Source organism: Pseudarthrobacter xylosi, from assembly GCF_055412765.1.
In genome coordinates this window covers 54,178-72,968 of record NZ_JBVAYT010000012.1, presented here as the reverse complement: position 1 = coordinate 72,968, position 18,791 = coordinate 54,178, and the positions used below count along the sequence as shown (strand labels likewise).

The window sequence follows — 18,791 nt, the reverse complement described above, 5'->3', positions numbered from 1 at the left end:
CCCAGAGAATCCGGACAAAGAAAAACACCCCGGTCCGCAGACCGGGGTGTAACCGATGACTCGACTCATCCGTGAAGGATGTCTCGACTCACCACATGCGTGCGCGAGGGGGGATTTGAACCCCCACGCCCTTTCGGACACTGGCACCTGAAGCCAGCGCGTCTGCCGTTCCGCCACTCGCGCGCAACTTCTTTTCCATGAATAACGGCCGGTTTCCCGGATCCGCAACCGTGTAAAAGCAGCGAGATCAAGCATAACGGACAGCGGCAGCAAAACACCAATTGAGCCGCGGGCGCGGTCAAATTCCCCGCCAGGAGGGCGCCTCCCGGGATCCCTGAACGAACTTTTCCGGGGGCCCGGCCGTCGTGGATTAAGGTCATTCACAGGCCTGCCCAGTAGTATCTGATGTAGCAGTGCCCGCCACTGCCAGGTAGGCCGCTGGGTTCTGAACTGCGTTGCTCGTCGAGTTCTGGAACGAAAACTGCCCCGCTGCCGGGGGGAAAGGAGAAGGACCATGGGATTGCTGGACAAGGTCGAGCGCGGTATCGAAAAGGCCGTCCGCGGTGTCTTCTCCACCGGTTCGCGCGCCCAGGTGGAACCTGTGGAAATCGCCAGCCGGCTCCGCCGTGAGGTGGACAACAAAGCCCTCACGATCGCCGCCGGCCGCACGCTGGCCCCGAACGTCTTCGACGTTCAGCTCAGTGACAGCGACTTCACGAGGGCGCAAGAATGGGGCACGCCCCTGGCCGAAGAACTCTGCGACGTCGTCATCAACCACGTCCGCAGCCAGGGCTACACCCTGCAGGGCTCGGTACGGATCTCCTTCCGCCGTTCCGAGGAGCTGCGCGCCGGCGACTTCGAGATCGTCTCCTCCACCGAGAAGTCCAAAGCTGGCCCCGGCGTCGCGTCGGCTAGGCCCAACCTGCCGGCAGCCCCTAGCCGCCCGCCCGTACGGCTGCAGCCCGTCCTGGACATCGACGGCCAGCGCTACTCCCTCAATGCCCCATCCATCGTCCTGGGCCGGTCTTCCGAGGCTGACATCCTGGTTGACGACACCGGCGTCTCACGCCGCCACCTCGAGATCCGCACCACAAACGGTGTCACCAGCGCCGTGGACCTCGGCTCCACCAATGGCAGTTACGTCAACGGCCACAAGGTGGCCGGCAGCACCGAATTGACCGACGGCTCCACCATCACGATGGGACGGACAAAGATCATCTTCCGCCTGCTTCCCGCCAACCCTGGGGGCCGCCCATGAGCGACCTGACCATCACTGCCCTTCGGTTTGGCTTCCTGATCCTGCTTTGGGTCCTCATCTTTAGCATTGTTTCGGCTATGCGCCGGGACCTGATGGTGGGTCGCAAAGCTGCCGCCGGCACTCCGACCGCCCGCCAGGTCCGCAAGAATCCGGAACTGGCCGAGGCTCCGCCGCAGCCCCTCAAGCAGCAGGCCCACCAGCTGGTGGTCACCGAAGGCCCGCTCAAGGGAACCACAATCCCCCTGGCCGCCAGCCCCATCCTGTTGGGCCGCGCGCAGGAAGCCACGCTCGTTCTCGAGGACGACTACGCCTCCGGCCGCCACGCGCGGCTGTTCCCGCAGGGCAGCCGATGGTTCATTGAGGACCTTGGCTCCACCAACGGCACCTACCTGGCGGACCAGCAACTGACGCGGGCACTGCCCGTTGAGCTTGGCGTACCCGTGAGAATCGGCAAGACGGTCATCGAATTGAGGCCATAGCCATGGCCGCTGACCTTCCCGCCGGCGATGCCACGACCGTCCAGCGGCCCCTCATCATGCGCTACGCGGCGCGCTCGGATGTGGGACGCATCCGAGCCAAAAATGATGACTCGGCGTACGTCGGCCGCCATCTGGCAGTGGTCGCAGACGGAATGGGCGGCCACGCAGGCGGCGATGTGGCCTCCGCTGCCACCGTCCTGGACATGCTGCATCTGGACCACGATGACTACGACGGCGATGCTGGCACGGTCCTCGCCGACGAAATCCAGACGGCCAACTCCCTGCTCTCCGAACTGGTGCACATCAACCCGAAGCTCGCCGGCATGGGCACCACCGTCACATCACTGTTGCTCGCCGAGGGCAAGCTGCACTTCGCGCACATCGGCGATTCCCGGGCCTACCGCCTGCGCGACGGCGAATTTGAACAGATCAGCGTTGACCACACGTTCGTCCAGCGGCTGATCGATGAGGGCCGGCTCCGTCCCGAAGAGGCCGAAACCCACCCGCACAAAAACGTCCTCATGCGCGTGCTGGGCGACGTTGACGCCAGCCCCGAACTGGATCTGGACACTCTGGACGTGAAGCCCGGGGAGCGCTGGCTGCTCTGCTCGGACGGGCTCAACTATGTGGCCGGACACGTTGTGGAGCGGACCGTCCGCGAGACAAAGGACCTGCGCGAGTGCGTCGAAACCCTGGTGAACCTGACACTTGAAGCCGGCTCACCGGACAACGTCACCGTTGTCATGGTGGAGATTATCGAGGAAACGCCCGACGACGTCAGTACCGCCGCCGTCAACATCATCCCTCCCCAGCTGCTCACCGAAGCCCCTGCAGCCGGCAGCGACGCAGACAGTGCTTCCCCGGACACCAAGGCGGTCGACGAAAAGCCCGCCGCGGAAAAAGCCGCCGAAGAGCCGGTGGCCTCCGAACCGCCGTCCTCCACCGACCCCAATCTCGGCGAGCACCTTTCAGCCGAAGTCCTGCGACAGGAACTCGCATCGCGCCCGCACGAACTTGTCGGTGCTGCAGCCACCGCGGCCGAGTCCGGTTCCATTCCCACCATCGCCGGCCGCACGGTGGCCCGGCGGGCCGCTACCGTCCTGACGCATAAGGCCGACGCACCCATCGCCGAGGCGGATGATCTCCTGGGGCAGCCGAAACCCCGACGCTGGGTCACCATGTCCATAGCCGCGTCCGTGCTCTTGGTGCTGGCCGTGGGCCTATGGCTCGGCTACGCATGGACCCAGACCCGCTACTACATCGGAGAATACGATTCCCGAGTGGCCATCTACAACGGTGTCTCCCAGCGGCTTGGCCCTATCCAGCTTTCAACCCTCGAAGCCGTAACAGAGATCCGGATGGATTCCTTGCCCCAGTTCTCCCAGCAGCGCGTCCGGCAGACGGTTCCCGCGCGTGACCTCTACGACGCACAGCGGATCGTGAAGAATCTCGAAGGCACCGGCACCATTGCTCCGCCGGATGAGTGCCTGACCCCGTCGCCCGCTCCGGCCTCACCAACTGCGCCGGCGGCAACACCCACGGCCCCTGCCCCATCGCCGGACCCGAGCGCTCCTGCGGCGGCCCCGGCCGCCTCGCCCAGCCCCACTACCGCATGTGAGGGAGGCCAGTGAGCCAGCTCAGCACCATACCCAAACCCCGGCGCAACGTTGAACTGTTGCTCCTGATCCTCGCCCTGTCCGTGGGCATCGGCGCCAACATGTTGGTGGGCGTTGACCAGGAGAAGGCCTTCGACTCCGATTTCTGGTTCCAGTCCAGCCTCCTCGCGGTGGCAGCCCTGGTATTCCACGCGGTCCTGCGGATCCGGGCCAAATATGCCGATCCGGTAATACTTCCGTTGGTGGTTGCACTCAACGGCCTGGGTCTTGCCATGATCCACCGCCTCGACGCCCCAGGGGATGACACCGGCAACAACCAGCTGCGCTGGACACTGATCGCCATGGCCGTGGCCATCGGCGTGATCTGGTTCCTCAAGGACCACCGGTTGCTCCGCCGCTTCACCTACATCTCGCTGGCTGTGAGTGCGCTCCTGCTGATTCTTCCACTGGTACCCGGCATCTCGGCCGGCGAAATCCTGGGCGCCCGCGTCTGGATCCGGGTCGGCCCCATGACGTTCCAGCCGGGTGAGATCGCCAAGATCACCCTTGCTATATTCTTCGCCGGTTATCTCTCCTCGAACCGCGACCTCATTCTGCTGGCGGGCCGCAAGATCGGGCCGCTGCAGTTCCCGCGGTTCAAGGACATGGGACCCATGATCACGGCCTGGTTGGTGAGCATCGGCGTGTTGATCTTCCAGCGCGACCTCGGCTCCTCGGTCCTGTTCTTCGGCCTGTTCATCGTGATGATCTATGTGGCCACAAGCCGCATCAGCTGGGTGGTCATCGGCCTCGCCCTGATCCTCGGTGGCGGCTTCATCGCGGCCCAGGTTTTCTCCCACGTGGAGCAGCGCATCTTTGGCTGGCTTAACGCCTTCTCCCCGGAGGTCTACGAGACCGGCAGCCGGCAGGTCATTGAGGGACTCTTCGGCATGGCCAACGGCGGTCTGGTGGGCACTGGCCTCGGCCAAGGCCGCCCGGACCTGGTGCCCTTCGCCAACAGTGACATGATTATTGCGTCCCTTGGCGAGGAACTTGGCCTGATCGGTCTGTTCGCCGTGGTTTTGATGTACCTGCTGCTGTTCACCCGCGGCTTCCGGGCGGCCCTCGGCACCCGGGACGCCTTCGGAAAACTCCTGGCCTGCGGGCTCTCCTTCGCGGTGGCGCTCCAGTGCTTCGTGGTCATCGGCGGAGTCACCCGGCTGATCCCGCTGACCGGGCTCACCACGCCGTTCTTGGCGGCAGGCGGCTCCTCACTGTTGGCCAACTGGATCATCGTGGGCCTGCTGCTGATGATTTCGCACACGGCCCGTGGCCCCGTCGACACCACCCCTTTGCCGCCCGCCAAGGGAACCGAACCCCAAGCCGTCGACACACCTACCGAGGCGGTGAAACAAGCGTGAACCAAGCAATCCGTAATTCCTGGGTGGCAGCGATCGCCATGTTTGCCTTGATCTTCGGTGCCATCAGCTTTGTGCAGGTGGTGGGTGCCGATGACCTCAAGGACAACCCCCTAAACCAGCGCGCCATTCTGCAGAATTACTGCAACGACCGCGGCGCCATCATCGTGGGCGGGGACCCCGTCGCCGAATCGGTGGAAGGCACCTCCGAGGTCTGCCAGTTCCAGCGGACCTACGCGCAGCCGGCTCTGTATGCAGGCCTCACGGGCTACTTCTCGCGGAACTACGGTGCCACAGGCCTGGAAGTTGCGATGAAGGATCAGCTGGCCGGCAGCTCAGACCAGCAGTTCTTCGACCGGATCGGGCAGCTCTTCCTAGGCAGCCAGCCGAAGGGAGCATCGGTGGAACTCACCATCGATCCCGCAATCCAGAAGCTTGCCTACGACCTCATTCCGGACGGCCAGCGGGGATCCATCGTGGTGACCAACCCCAAGACCGGCGCCATCCTGGCCATGGTGTCCAAGCCGTCCTATGATCCCAACCTGATCGCCACCCAGGATCCGAGCGCCGAAACCGCCAACATCAATGAGCTGGTCAAGGTCCCCGGCATAAACCTGAACCAGAATGTCAGCGGTCCCACGGGAGGGCTGCTCGCCCCGGGATCGGTGTTCAAGCTGGTGGATACGGCTGCCGCCCTGAGTTCCGGGAAGTACAACAAGGACAGTGTGCTCCCCAATCCGGCCCAGTTGCCCTTCCCGGGGATCCAGTACACGCTGCCCAACTACGCCGGGGGCAACTGCTATACGCAGGAGACGGCCAGCTTTGCCTTCGCCCTCCAGCAGTCCTGCAACACGCCATTCGCCAGCATTGCCATGGACCTGGGCCGCGACGCCATCGCCGAGCAGGCGGCAAAGTTCGGCTTCGGCGAGGAGCTGGGCGATCAGCTCAAGCTCGCCTACGCCAAGGGGAACGGGTTCCCCGATGACCTGGACGGGCCAGGCCTGGCCCAGTCCGCCATCGGCCAGAAGGACGTGCGTGCCACTCCGCTGCAGATCGCAATGATGACCGCGGCCATCGCCAACAACGGCGTCCAGATGAGCCCCAGCCTCGTCAAGACCGTGCGGTCCCCGGACCTCCGGGTCATTGACGAACCCAAGCCTGAAGCGCTCAGGACTTCCACCACCCCGGAGATTGCCCGGCAGATCACCGAATGGATGACTAGTGCGGTGAGCCAGGGCATCGCCCGCGGCGCTGCTGTCCCCGGCGTACAGGTGGCCGGCAAAACCGGAACCGCTGAACTGGGCAACGGCCTGAACAACTCCTGGTTCACCGGGTTTGCCCCCTCGAACAACCCGGAGGTGAGTGTCACCATCGTCATGGAGGGCGTAGACATCACCACCGGTGCAAAGCTAACCAGTCCGAACGCGAAGAAGATTTTTGAGGCGGTGTTGAATAAGTGAGGCCTACAACGGGAATCACCCTCGGCGGCAGATTCCAGCTGACCACGCGGATTGCGATCGGCGGGATGGGAGAGGTCTGGAAGGCCAAGGACCAGGTCCTGGGCCGCATTGTCGCCATCAAGGTCCTCAAGGAGGAATACACCGGTGACCCCGGTTTCCTCCAGAGGTTCCGCGCCGAGGCACGCCACACCGCCCTCCTGAACCACGTGGGCATCGCCAACGTCTTTGACTACGGCGAAGAGGACGGCTCCGCGTACCTGGTTATGGAGCTCGTCCCTGGCCAGCCGCTGAGCAGCATCATCGAGCACGAGCAGGTATTGTCCCCGGACCGGACGCTGTCCATGATGGCGCAGACCGCCCGCGCGCTTTCCGTCGCGCATGCCCAGGGGCTGGTCCACCGCGACATCAAGCCGGGCAACCTGTTGATCACACCCGAGGGCCGGGTCAAGGTCACCGACTTCGGCATCGCGCGCCTGGCCGATCAGGTCCCGTTGACGCAGACTGGCCAGGTGATGGGGACCGCCCAGTACCTCGCCCCCGAGCAGGCCACCGGCCAGACCGCTACCGGCGCCTCGGACATCTACTCACTCGGCGTGATCGGCTACGAGTGCCTCACCGGGCACCGGCCGTTCTCCGGCGAATCACAGATCGCCATTGCCTTGGCGCAGGTCAACGACGCGCCGCCGCCGCTTCCGGAGACCCTGCCCAAACCGGTCCGAGCGCTGCTGATGTCCATGCTGGCCAAGGACCCCAAGAACCGCCCGGCCAACGCCATCAAACTGTCCGAAGCCGCCGAGGCCATCCGCAACGGCGATATTGACGCCGCCCACGCCGCGGTTCCGGGCATGCTGCTCTTTGAGGCGACAACCGGCCCCATCACCGCACCGGTGGACATTGCCACAGCACCCACCGGCGTCATCGCGCAGAAGGACAGCAACACAACGTCGACGTCCGCCCTGCCCGTGCTTGGTGCTGCTGCCGCCGGCGCTGCACTCGGCGCCGCGGGCGCAGGCGCCGCCACCGGAGCCGGAGCCGGAGCCGGAGCCGGAGCCGGGAGTACGCTTTCGCGGGCGGACGCCCTGGCTGCGGAGCGCAGCTGGGTGCAGGAGGAAGAAACGTACGACGACGAACCGGCGGATGAGCCCGAGCGTCGCGGCCGCAGCCCCTGGACGTGGCCGCTGGTCGCCTTGATCGTGCTGGTTCTGTTCGCGCTGGTGGGGTTCTTCCTGACGCAGCAGGGGATTTTCAACCCGGCCAACACCACCACTAACTCGGCATCCAGCAACCCGCCGTCCACCAGCGCCAGCCCGTCAAAGACTTCGACATCCGCGACGCCCACCCCCACACAGACCAGCGACGCACCCACCCCAACGCCCACCCCCAGCACGGTGGACATCATTTCGGCGGCATACCTCGGGAAGGACTACCGTCAGGTCCAGGGGACGCTTGAAACCATGGGCCTGTCCGTGCGGGTCATCCCGCAGCAGAGTACTTCCACTGCGGGAACCGTGTTGCAGGTCAATCCCACGGGCACAGTGCCCAAGGGGGCTGAAGTGACCGTAACTTACGCTGTCCCCGTCCCGGCCACTACGCCGGCAGCGCCGCCGTCCTCGCCGTCCTCGGCGCCAGCCTCGGCTGAGCCAACGTCCACCCTACCCAAGTGCAACCCCGGCCAACTGCCAGGATTGCCCGCCACCTGCGCGCCGTAGCCGTCAGGATTGACAGTGAATGATTCGCCCCGCACTCCGCTGCACCGGGAGGACAGCCTTCCGGTGGATAATCAGCGCGTCCTGAGCGGCCGGTACGAGCTCGGCGGAATCATCGGCCGCGGGGGGATGGCGGATGTCCACCGCGGAGTCGATGCCAGGCTGGGCCGGACAGTTGCCGTCAAGCTTCTCCGCCCGGACATGGCCAGGGATCCGCAGTTCCAGGCGCGGTTCAAACGCGAAGCGCAGTCCGTAGCCGCGCTGAACCACCCCTCCATCGTGGCTATTTACGACACTGGCGAACACACCGTTCCGGATGGCTCGGAGGACAGTGTCCGGGTGCCCTACATTGTGATGGAGTTTGTCGAGGGCAGGACCATCCGCGACCTGATCCGGGCCAAGGAAGTCGGCATTGACCAGGCCATCGACTTTTGCCTGGGCGTGCTCTCGGCCCTTGAATACAGCCACAAGGCAGGCATCGTCCACCGCGACATCAAACCCGCCAACGTGATGTTCTGCGAAGGCTCCAATTCCGTGAAGGTCATGGACTTCGGAATTGCCCGGGCCATCGCCGATTCATCGGCCACCATGACGCAGACCCAGGCCGTGGTGGGCACTGCCCAGTACCTCTCGCCCGAGCAAGCCCGGGGCGAAACGGTGGACGCGCGCAGCGACCTCTACTCCGCGGCGTGCCTGCTGTACGAAATGCTCACCGCGCGGCCGCCCTTCATTGGTGACAGTCCCGTCTCTGTGGCATACCAGCACGTCCGGGAAATCCCGGAGCCGGCGAGCAGTGTGAACCCGGAGATTTCGGCCGCCTTGGACAGTGTCCTGGCCAAGGCCTTGCAGAAGAACCGGGCGGACCGTTTCCAGGACGCAGCGGCCTTCCGGCGCGCGCTGCGCGCCGCGCGGGCGGGCGTGTCCGTGCCCGCGCTGGCCGCAACCGAAGCCCCCACCGATCCCAACGACCACGTCCCGACGCCGGAACGTCAGCCTGTGACAGAGGCGTTCGGGCTCACCGGTGCCGGCTTCCTGGACGATGTCCCCGCCGGCCCGGAGCGCAATGCGGAGGACACCCGTACTGACGGGAGAGTCCCCGTCATGGCGGCCGCCGCACACGAATCGTCGGATGTCGATGAACTTCCCCTGGGTTTTGCGCCGGAACGTGAGCGGACCGCCCGGCAGAAGTCCCGTCGTCGTACATGGATGGCTACCCTGGTGATCTTCACCCTGCTGATCCTTGGCGGCGGCGGTTTCTGGCTGTACAGCACCGTAAACCGGCCTGCGCCCCCGCCGCCCCAGGTGGAAGTCCCTGCGGTGGCGTCCCTGACCGAATCGGCCGCGCTGCAGGAACTATATGGTGCCAACCTGCGCCCGCAGATCAAGCGGAACAAGCACGAGACCATACCCAGCGGGACGGCAATCGGCACTGACCCGGTGGCCGGAACGTCGGTTGATCCCAACGCGGAGGTGATCCTGAATATCTCTGAAGGCCCCAGCGCCATCAAGATTCCGGAAACCCTTCCGGGCCAGACGGAGGCGGCGGCCCGGGATATCCTGCGCCAGAACGGCCTGCAAGGCGCCGCGTCCACCACTACCGCCAACAGTGCCACAGTGCCTGCCGGCAGGGTGATTACCACCAGCCCGGCACCGGGCCAGATGGTGGGTGTGGGCACCACGGTGGAGATCGTGATTTCCACCGGCAAGGTGTCCATGCCTGGACTGATCAATCGTCCGCGCGCCGAGGCGGAGGCGGCGCTGAAGGAAATAGGACTGGTCCCCAACGTCCAGGAAGTGGAAAACTCTGAGGTCCCGGCGGGTATCGTTACGGGGCAAAGTGAGCCGGTGAACGCCTCCATCGATCAGGGCAAAACCATCAACATTGAGGTGGCCAAGGCACCGGCTCCGCCGCCCACACCAACGCCAACGGCCACGCCCACAGCCACCAAAAAGGGCTAAGCCTCCACCCGCTCCATAAGACAACGCGGGGTCACTTCTCGCCTATGTTCCCCTTCGGGATGGGCGAGAAGTGACCCCGCGTTGTTCGAGGGTTTGTGCCCGTCAGTGCTGGATGAGCGGGCTCAGCGTGGCGGCACGGGCGGCGGCTCCGGCCATTCCGAGGGACTCGAGCCAGTTGCCCAGCATCTGGTAGCCGCCTTCGGTCAGGACCGACTCCGGGTGGAACTGCACGCCACACAGCGGTGCGGTGCGGTGCTGGAGACCCATCACGACGCCGTTTGCTGTTTCCGCGGTGATCTCCAGGACGTCGGGGATGGTGTCCCTTACCGCTGCCAGTGAGTGGTAGCGCGTCGCTGTCACGGGGGAGGGGAGTCCGGCGAAGACGCTGGTGCCGTTGTGCTCCACCAGCGATGTCTTGCCGTGCATCAGCTCCGGCGCGTGGGTCACCGTGCCGCCGTAGGCTTCTGCCAGGGCCTGATGGCCCAGGCAGACTCCGAACATCGGTTTGTTGTTCGCGCCGCACCACTTGATCAGCTCAATGCACACCCCCGCCTCGGCGGGGTTTCCCGGACCGGGTGAGATGAGGACGCCGTCGCGCGTTTGGGCCATCTCGATGGCTTCAGCGAGGGTCACGTCGTCGTTGCGCACAACGGTGGTCTCGGCGCCGAGCTCCTGGAGGTAGCCCACCAGGGTGTAAACGAAGCTGTCGTAGTTGTCTACGACCAGGATTTTAGTTGTGGTCATGGCTGGCTTGCAGAACCAATCGTTGAGTCGGTGAATGCGGTGAACCCGGACATCCAGGGGAACAGGAACTGAACCATCAGGATCAGTGCGCCGGCGATGAGCACCAGCGACGTGAAGATCCGCAGCCAGAGGGGGCCCGGAAGGTGGCGGAAAATCCAGCCGTACATACTCAGTTTCCTCCCACCGCTGCCGCCACCTGGGCGGCGATCTCGGCCGGCGGCCCCGCCGACGCAGGCCGCCAGCTGTCCAGCAGCGCGTAGGCGATGATGCGTTCCTCGGCGCCGAAGCGCGGATTGCAACTGGTCATGGTGAGGAAGCTTTCGGTCGGAGTGACGCCAGGGCGGGTGGGGACCGGTTCCAGGACATCGGTCCGGGACGGCATCACAATCTGGTTGTTGCGGAACACATAGATGTAATAGCCATCCTTGGTCTGGACGTAGATTTTGTCCCCCGGGACAAGGGTGTGGATATTGTCCAGGACGGCACCGTGGGTCTGCCGGTGACCGGCCACGGCGAAGTTTCCGACGGCGCCCGGCATGGCAGTGGTGGCGTAGTGGCCAAGCCCCAGAGTATCCAGGACATCCCCAGTGGTTCCCTGCACGATGGGCCGGGTGTAGTTGGGGCCAAACCGCGGGATGTACATGATGCCGATGGTGCCGGCATGCCCTGGTGCCGCGGAAACTGTGGGGGTGCCGTAGTCCACGGGCGCCGCCGTTGGGTCCGGTTCCGGTACTGCGGGCACCGTGCCGCGCAGCCCCTGGGCGAATTCCTTGATGACCGCACTCTGCTTGGCGTCGGACTCGATATTGGTCCACCACAGCTGCCAGCCCACAAAAAGCAGGAGAATGATGCCGGCCGTGATGAGCAGTTCGCCGAGCACCTGTACCGTCCCGCGCAGAACGGAAGCGCGGGCGGGCGCCGGACGGGCGGGCCTCCTGGCGGCGCGCCTCGCCTTCTCCTGCAATACCACGCGTTCTCCTCCGGGGTGGCCGCGATGGGCGTTTGAGTGCCCTGAACTACGGCTAGAATTGGCTGCTAGTAAGAATCCAGATTTGACCAAGATCGCGCAGACCGCTGGCAACTTCCTTCTTGCAGGATATCAAGCCCGCGACGCCGAGCTTGCTCCAGTCCGCCAAGGAGTGCACGTGCCCGAGTCAAAGCCACGCAAGAAGACTTTTAACGCCGCGCAGCCCGCTTCCGGGGCGCAGACGTACAAGCCCAACGCTGTCTGGTTCAAGCCGGTGATGTTCGGCCTGATGATCATCGGACTCTTCTGGATCATCACGTTCTACATCAGCGAGGGCCGGTTCCCTGTCCAGGCCTGGGAGTCGTGGAACATCGTGGCCGGCTTCGGTATTGCCATCATCGGCTTCCTGATGACCACCCGCTGGCGTTCCTGACCCTGACCGCAGGACCCGGATGACTCCCGCGGCCGCCGCCCAGCCCCGAAACGAGGCTGGGGACGGCACCATCATTGGCGACGACGGGCTGGCCCGCCCGCCGTGGGCCGCCGTGGATCCCCTGTTGCGCGAATACTACGACTCCGAATGGGGCCTGCCCGTCCGGGACGAACAGGGCCTCTACGAACGCATCTGCCTGGAGGGCTTCCAGGCAGGACTCTCCTGGGCAACGATCCTGCGAAAGCGCCCTGCCTTCCGTCAGGCTTTCCACGACTTCCAGCCGGACGCTGTTGCCGCGCTTGCCGAAGCGGACGTTGAGCGCCTGCTCCAGGATCCGGGTATCGTCCGCAACCGGCTAAAGATCCGTGCCGCCATCAACAATGCCCGGGCCACTATCGCGCTGCGCGAGCGGGAAGGCCTGGTTGACTTCGTCTGGCAGTTCCAGCCCACAACCACGCCCCAGCCGGTCACGCACGCGGAAATCCCCACGCAGTCACCGGAATCGGTGGCGCTGTCCAAGGCGCTGCGGAAGCAAGGATTCTCGTTCGTTGGCCCCACCACCATGTTCGCGCTGATGGAGGCCATCGGCATGGTGGACACCCACCTTCTGGACAGCCACCGGCGCGGTTCCTCAGGCGTCTGGCAGGGTTGACCGGCAACGGGCGGGCTGTGACCCGGCGCGCCGCCGCCTGACGCAACTCCCCGCAGCCGGCTGAACCGGGCGTTCTAAGCCTCCCGGTCCTGCTCTCCGCTGGGCAGGTTCTCCCCAGCTGTTGGGAAAGTTATCCACACTGTGCATAACTTTGCCGGTGCCGGAAGCAATTTCTGCCCGTGCAGGCCATGGTCCACGGGACCTGATCCACGACGGTCGAAAGGACAGTTATTAACAGTGTGGATTAGCTGTGGATAATTCACCCCGCTCAGCGGTCGCGGCGGACCGGATGGTGACTGGTGATGGATACGCGGTTGAAGGCGTTCATGCTGACCACCAGCCAGCTGACCACCGAAAATTCATCGGCACTGAGGTACTGACGGGCATACCCTTCTTCAAGCTCGGCGGTCCGGTGATCCGGCAGTTCAGTGATGCATTCGGCCAAAGCCAGGGCCGCCCGCTCCTTGTCCGTGAACAGTGCCGTCTCCCGCCAGGCCGGCAGGACGGCGAGCCGCTGGTGACTCTCCCCGGCCTCCACGGCGTCCCGCACATGCATGTCGAGGCAAAAGGCGCAGCCGTTTATCTGGGAAGTCCGCACGTTGATCAGTTCAATGGTCCTGCGGTCAATCCCGGCTGCGTCGGCGGCTTCGCGCACTTTCAGCCCCAGACCGTTGAGGGCACGCCATACCGCGGGGTGCTGCTTGTCGAGGTAGATGTGCTGGGTCGTGGCGCTGGCGCTCAAGGCGGTCCTCCTGGCTGGGAGCCTGTGGGTTCGGTTGCTGCGTACGAATACCCTCGCACGGATGGGTGTTTTCCACTTACTAACACTGGACTACCCACAACTTATCCACAGTTGTGGACAACAATCCACAGAACGGGTCCCGGCGACCTCCCCAGATGCCCCAGCCCGGGAAACACCGAAGGTTAACTACATGTCTGTAAGTTATTAACACTGTGAACAACCCTGTTGATAGGGGCAGCGCAAATCCCCTAGTTCAGGGCTGCAACACCGGAATTGGCCATGTTATCCACAGACGGGGCCTAAAAGGCGGGTTTGTCCACTTAACCACAGGCGCATCCCCAGGGGTTGTCCACAATTGTGGACAACGGGGGGATCTAATCGGGGAAAAGGGCGGACATCCGGGCACAGGGAAACATCGAAATAGTGAACTACACCTTTGTAAGTTACCAACAGTGTGGATAACCCCTGTGGATAACTCTGGTCGTGGGTGGGAGCTGGCCGCGGCCCTGCCGGCGCTCCAAGCAGCACCGGGCAGCTCCGCTCAGACCGTCGGCTGGCGCCACCCGGCAACGATCGCAGGAGCGCCGTCCGGCTGGGCAGCACGGCAGCGCCCGGCCTTAGCTCGAGCCCGCGGCCTGCTGGGCACAGCAAAAACCCCGGCGTCCACTGGGCACCGGGGTTTTGAATTGGTCTATGGGAGGCCGGTCGGCGAACCCAGGCGGTCAGCCCGCCGTAACGCGGAGCCAGCTCACCAGGGCCAGCAGGAGAACCACTGCAGCCAGTCCAGCGGCGTGCAACAGACGCTGCCGAGGGCCACGGGGCGTGTACGCAATCACGGCAGCGCAAAGGGCTCCGGTGACAAGCCCGCCCAGGTGGGCCTGCCAGGCGATCTGGGGGACCACAAATCCGATCACGCCGTTGATGGCGATCAGGATCCACAGCTGCCGCGTATCCCCGCCGCGGTGACGCTGCACCAGGAGCATCGCGCCGAAGAGTCCAAAGATGGCGCCCGAAGCGCCCACCACGCCGGCAAGAGGCACTCCAGGCGCATAGCCAGGGGTTAGAAGAAGGTAGCCAACGGACCCTCCGATGGCAGAGATGAGATACAAAGCCAGGAAGCGGACCCGGCCCAGGAGCGGTTCGAGTGCCTGGCCGAAAATCCACAGCATGTACATGTTCAGCACAATGTGGAGGATAAATCCCTGGGAGTGCAGGAAAGCTGCCGTCAGCATCCGCCAGGGTTCGAACTCGCCGAATTCGGGAGAGGCAAACACATTGGCGAACGCCAGGTTCTGGTAGATCCACTCGTCGGGAACTATCCATTGCAGAACGTACATCACCGCACACAGGGCGATAATTCCAAACGTCACCACGGGTTTGCCGGTTGCCACGGCACCGCCGTAAACGGTCTTGACGGCCGGCGTCGTCCGCCTGGTTTCGTTGACGCAGTCAACACATTGGAATCCGACGGCGGCCGCCCGCTGGCAGTCCGGGCACGCAGGGCGCCCGCAGCGTTGGCAGCGCACATAGGAGGGCCGATCCGGGTGCCTGGGACACACCGGAACCTGCGCGGACGGCTCAGCCGCCGGAATTCCGTAGCTCATGTGATGGGTTAGAGCTGCTCGATGTCGATGCTGTTGATGGTGACGTCCTCAACCGGGCGGTCGCCCATGCCGGTGCGGACGCCTTCGATGGCGTCGACGACCTTCTTGGAGTCCTCATCAGCAACTTCACCGAAGATGCTGTGCTTGCCCTGGAGCCAGTCGGTGGGGATGGTGGTGATGAAGAACTGTGAGCCGTTGGTGCCCTTGCCCGCCTGGACGCCGGCGTTGGCCATGGCCAGCTTGTACGGTGCGTTGAAGCTGAGCTCGGGGTGGATCTCGTCGTCGAACTTGTACCCGGGGCCACCCGTTCCGCGGCCCAGCGGATCGCCGGCCTGGACCATGAAGTCCTTGATGATGCGGTGGAAGATGGTGCCGTCATACAGCGGCGTGCCCGTCTTGTCCTCGCCGGTCTCGGGGTGGGTCCAGGCCTGCTCGCCGGTGGCCAGGCCAACGAAGTTCTTGACCGTCTTCGGCGCATGGTTGCCGAAAAGATTTACGACGATGTCGCCGAGGCTGGTGTGGATGGTTGCTTTTGCAGTTGCGATTGCAGTCATGTTGCCCATTCTTTCACGCCCGGTCAACGCGGACGGGGCTGGACCGGCAGTTCCGCGCTGGGTGAAATCAGGCGTAAATCCGCTGGAAGAATAGCCCGTGCAGGTCATGGCACGTAGGCTAACAACAGAACCGTCACATTAATCGGGAGGTAGTTGTGAAGAAATCGGATCGTATTGCCCGTGACCTTGAACAGTCAGTCAACAGCGCAGTTGAGAACGCCAAGGACTGGGCATCCCCCCGCGTGGAAGCAGCAGTGGATTGGGCAGTTCCCCGCCTGCAGCATGGCCTGGATACGGCATCTCCCAGGATCCAGGAAGGGCTTAAGACCGCAGCCCACAACCTAGCCGACGGCGTCGCAACCGTGACACCGCGCATCCAGGAGGGGCTGGCCCAGCTCGCCCCTAAAATCCACGACGCCGTTGAGGTCGCCACGCCGCGCCTGCATGACGCCCTGGACAAGGCCACGCCCGTCATCCAGAACGCACGGGACCGCGTGGTGGTGGAATACCTGCCGCGCCTTTCGGACCAGATCGGCCACGCGTCCGACGCCGTGCACCGCACCTTGGAAAGCGCGCCGTCCCACGTCGACGCTGTCGCGCAGCGGCTTGCCGATTCCGGCGTAGTGCATTCCCTCCAGGAACAGGCACAGACGGCCGGTACGCAACTCAAGGCCGCCGCGCACGAGGCTGGCAAGGCTGTGGGCGTCCAGATCGCCCAGCCCCAGAAGCCCAAGAAGCGCGGCTGGCTGGTGTTCGGCATCATCGCCGCGGCCGTCGCCGCCGGCGTCGCCGCCTGGAAGGCCTCCAAGCCGGTAGAAGACCCGTGGAAGACCCCTTCCCCGGTCACGCCGGCGCCGGTTCCCGCCACGACCGTGAACGACGCCAAGGACACGGCCGAGGACGCAGCCAGCAAGGCTGCAGCCGCCACGGCTTCCGCCGCTGACGCCGTGGCCGACCAGGCACAGGACGCTGCAACGGACGCGAAGGACACCGCGGACGACGCCGTCGAGAAGGCCAAACACGTCGCCGATGAATCGGCAGACGCGGCAGCCAAGGCGTCCACCGATGCAAAGGCCGCCATCAAGAACATCGCGGCCAACATGAACGGTTCCGCGGACAAGAGCAGCAACTAGCACTTCCGGCGGCGCCGCGCCGTCCACCTGAAGGGGCTCCGCCTGGTGCGGGGCCCCTTCAGTGTTTTCCCAGTGTTTGTCCGGACCGGACCCAGTCGCTGGCAGGACAAATCCCGATCGGTGCTAAATTTGAACTGATGTCAGCCGATAAATCCTCTGGGGATGCCTTGAACGACGCAGCACAGCTGCCGTGCGTGTCCATTGTCATCCCGGCTTACAACGAGGAAAGTGTCATCCGGCAGTGTCTCATCGCTGCGGTGTACCAGTCGGTGCCGGCCCACGAGATCATCGTGGTGGACAACCTCTCCACGGACCGCACCGCCGCCATCGTGGCGCAAATGCAGCTGGAGTATCCGGAAAGTCCCATCATCCTGCTCAGCCAGGACCGGGACCAGGGCCTGATTCCCACCCGGAATTTTGGCCTCAACCACGCCACCGGCGACATCCTGGGACGCATTGACGCGGATTCGGTTGTCGAGCCGGACTGGGTGGAACAAGTCCAGAAGGCTTTTCTTGACCCGTCAGTCCAGGCAGCCACCGGACCGGTGGTCTACTACGACATGCCAATGCGGCGGTTCGGGCTCAAGGCAGACGACAAAATGCGCCAGCTGATGCTCAAGCTCGCCAAGCACCAGTACCACTTCCTCTTCGGCTCCAACATGGCCCTGCGCGCCACGGCCTGGGAAACCATCCGGGACGAAACCTGCCGTGACGAGAAGGACGAGATGCACGAGGACATCGACCTCTCCCTGCACCTCGCCGACCACGAACTTAAAGTCCAGTACTGGCCCCAGATGGTGTCCGGGATGTCCGCCCGCCGGCTCGAGGATTCACCGCGGGACTACCGGTATTACGTGACCCGCTTCGACCGCACGTACAAGGCGCACAACGTCAAGAAAATGGCCCTCAAGGCACCCATGGTGGTGTTCTTCTCGGTCTACTTCCCGGCGAAGCTCCTGCGCGCGATCCACACGGTCAACACCGCGCAGCCTGCTCGCCGCGGCGGGCAGTAAGCGCGCCTCCAAGTCCCGCCTCCAAGTCCCGCCTCGGTGGACTGGCTTCAGTCCGTTCCGAGGTCAGCCAGTCGGCCCGACGGCGGCTCGTCCGTATGCGGGCCGGAGGCTTCCCGACGTTTTCGGAAACCTGACCTCTGGCCCAGAACCACGACGGCGAGCCCCACCAGGATGAGCCCCAGCCCGCCGTAGGTGCCGGCAGGCAGCGTCTCATGCAGGAAGACCGCGGCCAGAACGGCGGCCCCCGGAATCTCCAGCAGGATGATCATCGACACCAGCAGCGGGCTCATGGTGGCCAGCAGGTGATTGAAGGCGGTGTGGCCCACCAGTTGGGCACACACGGTGATGGCCAGGATCCCGACCCAGCCAACGGCGTCGAACCCCACCAGCGGCTGGCCGCTGAAGAGCGCCAGCACCGCCACAAAGGCCGCACACATCCCATAGCAGAGCGTGGTGTACGTTCCCGTGGTCATGGTCTGGCGGGCCGTGCCGCCGGCAAGGGTGTAGAGGCCGGCCAGGGCCCCGCCAGCGACGGCCAGCAGGTCGCCGAGGAGCGCGTCAGGCGAGGACCCCATGTCGAACCCGGTGATGGTGACAACGCCGCCAAAGGCGATCCCGAGCCCTGCCAGCACCTGCCAGCGGTGCCTGGTGCCACGGAACAGCTGGAAGACGGCGATCCAGGCGGACTGCAGGCAGACCAGGGCGGTAGCGGCAGCCACGGAGGTGAGCTGGAGGGACGTAATGAAACAGGCAAAGTGCAGGGCCAGGGCTACGGCGGCCAGCAGCGACCAGCGGAACTCGGGGCCGGTGATCCGGCCGAACTGCCGGGGCTCGCGGACCAGGCTGGGCGTGGCCATCACTGCAGCCCCGATGGCATTGCGCCAGAAGGCGATGGCGAGGGCGCTGACGGTGGTGGCACCGAGCGTTGCGGCGATCAACGGCCCGGACGAAGCCACGCCCAGGACCCCAAGGGCCGCAAGAAGGAGGTTCACCGTTCAACCCTACTGTTCTGCATTAACACTGTGCCGCCTTGAATTAAGGCTGTGCCGTCTTAACGAAAAAGTCCCGGACAGC

18 protein-coding genes and 1 tRNA gene are annotated in these 18,791 nt (G+C 64.7%); 11 read left to right on the top strand and 8 right to left on the bottom strand.

Features of this window, described 5'->3' with window-relative positions:
• Positions 1–100 precede the first annotated feature (100 nt).
• Positions 101–183 (bottom strand) — tRNA-Leu (locus tag ACZY1F_RS20000).
• Positions 184–514: 331 nt separating this feature from the next.
• On the opposite strand from ACZY1F_RS20000, the gene ACZY1F_RS19995 reads away from it, so the two are divergent.
• From ACZY1F_RS19995 to pknB, 7 genes are read left to right on the top strand one after another with little or no spacing between them, the layout of a single operon-like run.
• Positions 515–1,258 (top strand): FHA domain-containing protein, encoded by a 744-nt coding sequence (locus ACZY1F_RS19995; RefSeq protein WP_463944181.1) that lies wholly within the window; start codon positions 515–517, stop codon positions 1,256–1,258.
• Positions 1,255–1,737 (top strand): FHA domain-containing protein FhaB/FipA, encoded by a 483-nt coding sequence (locus ACZY1F_RS19990; protein WP_056342800.1) that lies wholly within the window; start codon positions 1,255–1,257, stop codon positions 1,735–1,737. The genes ACZY1F_RS19995 and ACZY1F_RS19990 overlap by 4 nt, the downstream gene beginning before the upstream one ends.
• 2 nt (positions 1,738–1,739) lie before the next feature.
• Positions 1,740–3,368 carry a PP2C family protein-serine/threonine phosphatase gene (locus ACZY1F_RS19985; RefSeq protein WP_463944180.1) on the top strand — a complete coding sequence of 543 codons (1,629 nt, stop codon included), beginning with the start codon at positions 1,740–1,742 and terminating at the stop codon, positions 3,366–3,368.
• Positions 3,365–4,753: an FtsW/RodA/SpoVE family cell cycle protein gene (locus ACZY1F_RS19980; protein ID WP_463944179.1), complete on the top strand. Its 1,389-nt coding sequence runs from the start codon at positions 3,365–3,367 to the stop codon at positions 4,751–4,753. The genes ACZY1F_RS19985 and ACZY1F_RS19980 overlap by 4 nt, the downstream gene beginning before the upstream one ends.
• Positions 4,750–6,210: a peptidoglycan D,D-transpeptidase FtsI family protein gene (locus ACZY1F_RS19975; protein ID WP_463944178.1), complete on the top strand. Its 1,461-nt coding sequence runs from the start codon at positions 4,750–4,752 to the stop codon at positions 6,208–6,210. The genes ACZY1F_RS19980 and ACZY1F_RS19975 overlap by 4 nt, the downstream gene beginning before the upstream one ends.
• Entirely contained in the window at positions 6,207–7,919 is a 1,713-nt protein-coding gene (locus ACZY1F_RS19970; protein WP_463944177.1) for a protein kinase domain-containing protein, read from the top strand. The genes ACZY1F_RS19975 and ACZY1F_RS19970 overlap by 4 nt, the downstream gene beginning before the upstream one ends.
• A gap of 15 nt (positions 7,920–7,934) precedes the next feature.
• Positions 7,935–9,875 (top strand): Stk1 family PASTA domain-containing Ser/Thr kinase, encoded by a 1,941-nt coding sequence (gene pknB / locus ACZY1F_RS19965; protein WP_463944176.1) that lies wholly within the window; start codon positions 7,935–7,937, stop codon positions 9,873–9,875.
• Positions 9,876–9,977: 102 nt separating this feature from the next.
• On the opposite strand, the gene ACZY1F_RS19960 is transcribed toward pknB, so the two are convergent.
• Genes ACZY1F_RS19960 through ACZY1F_RS19950 form a run of 3 tightly spaced genes read right to left on the bottom strand, consistent with a single transcriptional unit; the run spans position 9,978 to position 11,589 of the window.
• Positions 9,978–10,619 (bottom strand): aminodeoxychorismate/anthranilate synthase component II, encoded by a 642-nt coding sequence (locus tag ACZY1F_RS19960; protein ID WP_463944175.1) that lies wholly within the window; start codon positions 10,617–10,619, stop codon positions 9,978–9,980.
• A complete protein-coding gene (locus ACZY1F_RS19955) occupies positions 10,616–10,786 on the bottom strand; it encodes a hypothetical protein (protein ID WP_181577402.1) in 171 nt (56 codons plus the stop codon). Before ACZY1F_RS19955 ends, ACZY1F_RS19960 begins: the two co-directional genes overlap by 4 nt.
• Before the next feature lie 2 nt (positions 10,787–10,788).
• A complete protein-coding gene (locus tag ACZY1F_RS19950; protein ID WP_463944174.1) occupies positions 10,789–11,589 on the bottom strand; it encodes a class E sortase in 801 nt (266 codons plus the stop codon).
• A gap of 175 nt (positions 11,590–11,764) precedes the next feature.
• Here ACZY1F_RS19950 and ACZY1F_RS19945 point away from each other — a divergent pair, with 175 nt between their 5' ends.
• Positions 11,765–12,019, top strand: a complete 255-nt coding sequence (locus ACZY1F_RS19945; protein WP_463944173.1) for a cell division protein CrgA — start codon at positions 11,765–11,767, stop codon at positions 12,017–12,019.
• Positions 12,020–12,038: 19 nt separating this feature from the next.
• Positions 12,039–12,671 carry a DNA-3-methyladenine glycosylase I gene (locus ACZY1F_RS19940; protein ID WP_463944172.1) on the top strand — a complete coding sequence of 211 codons (633 nt, stop codon included), beginning with the start codon at positions 12,039–12,041 and terminating at the stop codon, positions 12,669–12,671.
• Positions 12,672–12,939: 268 nt separating this feature from the next.
• Here the strand turns inward: ACZY1F_RS19940 and ACZY1F_RS19935 are convergent, their stop codons facing one another.
• The 3 genes from ACZY1F_RS19935 to ACZY1F_RS19925 all read right to left on the bottom strand — a co-directional run bounded on the left by ACZY1F_RS19935 (position 12,940) and on the right by ACZY1F_RS19925 (position 15,571).
• Positions 12,940–13,413, bottom strand: a complete 474-nt coding sequence (locus ACZY1F_RS19935) for a carboxymuconolactone decarboxylase family protein (RefSeq protein ID WP_463944171.1) — start codon at positions 13,411–13,413, stop codon at positions 12,940–12,942.
• Positions 13,414–14,135: 722 nt separating this feature from the next.
• Positions 14,136–15,017, bottom strand: a complete 882-nt coding sequence (locus tag ACZY1F_RS19930; RefSeq protein WP_463944170.1) for a rhomboid family intramembrane serine protease — start codon at positions 15,015–15,017, stop codon at positions 14,136–14,138.
• Positions 15,018–15,025: 8 nt separating this feature from the next.
• A complete protein-coding gene (locus ACZY1F_RS19925; RefSeq protein WP_463944169.1) occupies positions 15,026–15,571 on the bottom strand; it encodes a peptidylprolyl isomerase in 546 nt (181 codons plus the stop codon).
• A 155-nt stretch (positions 15,572–15,726) separates the two neighbouring features.
• Here ACZY1F_RS19925 and ACZY1F_RS19920 point away from each other — a divergent pair, with 155 nt between their 5' ends.
• Complete coding sequence (locus ACZY1F_RS19920) at positions 15,727–16,704, top strand: hypothetical protein (RefSeq protein WP_463944168.1); 978 nt, start codon at positions 15,727–15,729, stop codon at positions 16,702–16,704.
• Between the two features lie 137 nt (positions 16,705–16,841).
• The gene (locus ACZY1F_RS19915; protein WP_463944167.1) at positions 16,842–17,717 is read left to right on the top strand and encodes a glycosyltransferase family 2 protein; all 876 of its coding nucleotides are present in this window, start codon (positions 16,842–16,844) and stop codon (positions 17,715–17,717) included.
• A 47-nt stretch (positions 17,718–17,764) separates the two neighbouring features.
• Here ACZY1F_RS19915 and ACZY1F_RS19910 read toward each other — a convergent pair whose 3' ends face one another.
• Positions 17,765–18,709, bottom strand: coding sequence for a DMT family transporter (locus tag ACZY1F_RS19910; RefSeq protein WP_463944166.1), 945 nt, complete (start codon positions 18,707–18,709; stop codon positions 17,765–17,767).
• Positions 18,710–18,791 lie beyond the last annotated feature (82 nt).

What these genes read in the sequence shown, in the direction of transcription:
- ACZY1F_RS19940 (WP_463944172.1), top strand. Translation starts at nt 12,039, where the DNA reads ATGACTCCCGCGGCCGCCGCCCAGCCCCGAAACGAGGCTGGGGACGGC.
- ACZY1F_RS19930 (WP_463944170.1), bottom strand. Translation starts at nt 15,017, where the DNA reads ATGAGCTACGGAATTCCGGCGGCTGAGCCGTCCGCGCAGGTTCCGGTG.
- ACZY1F_RS19990 (WP_056342800.1), top strand. Translation starts at nt 1,255, where the DNA reads ATGAGCGACCTGACCATCACTGCCCTTCGGTTTGGCTTCCTGATCCTG.
- ACZY1F_RS19955 (WP_181577402.1), bottom strand. Translation starts at nt 10,786, where the DNA reads ATGTACGGCTGGATTTTCCGCCACCTTCCGGGCCCCCTCTGGCTGCGG.
- ACZY1F_RS19960 (WP_463944175.1), bottom strand. Translation starts at nt 10,619, where the DNA reads ATGACCACAACTAAAATCCTGGTCGTAGACAACTACGACAGCTTCGTT.
- ACZY1F_RS19995 (WP_463944181.1), top strand. Translation starts at nt 515, where the DNA reads ATGGGATTGCTGGACAAGGTCGAGCGCGGTATCGAAAAGGCCGTCCGC.
- ACZY1F_RS19915 (WP_463944167.1), top strand. Translation starts at nt 16,842, where the DNA reads ATGTCAGCCGATAAATCCTCTGGGGATGCCTTGAACGACGCAGCACAG.
- ACZY1F_RS19985 (WP_463944180.1), top strand. Translation starts at nt 1,740, where the DNA reads ATGGCCGCTGACCTTCCCGCCGGCGATGCCACGACCGTCCAGCGGCCC.
- ACZY1F_RS19925 (WP_463944169.1), bottom strand. Translation starts at nt 15,571, where the DNA reads ATGACTGCAATCGCAACTGCAAAAGCAACCATCCACACCAGCCTCGGC.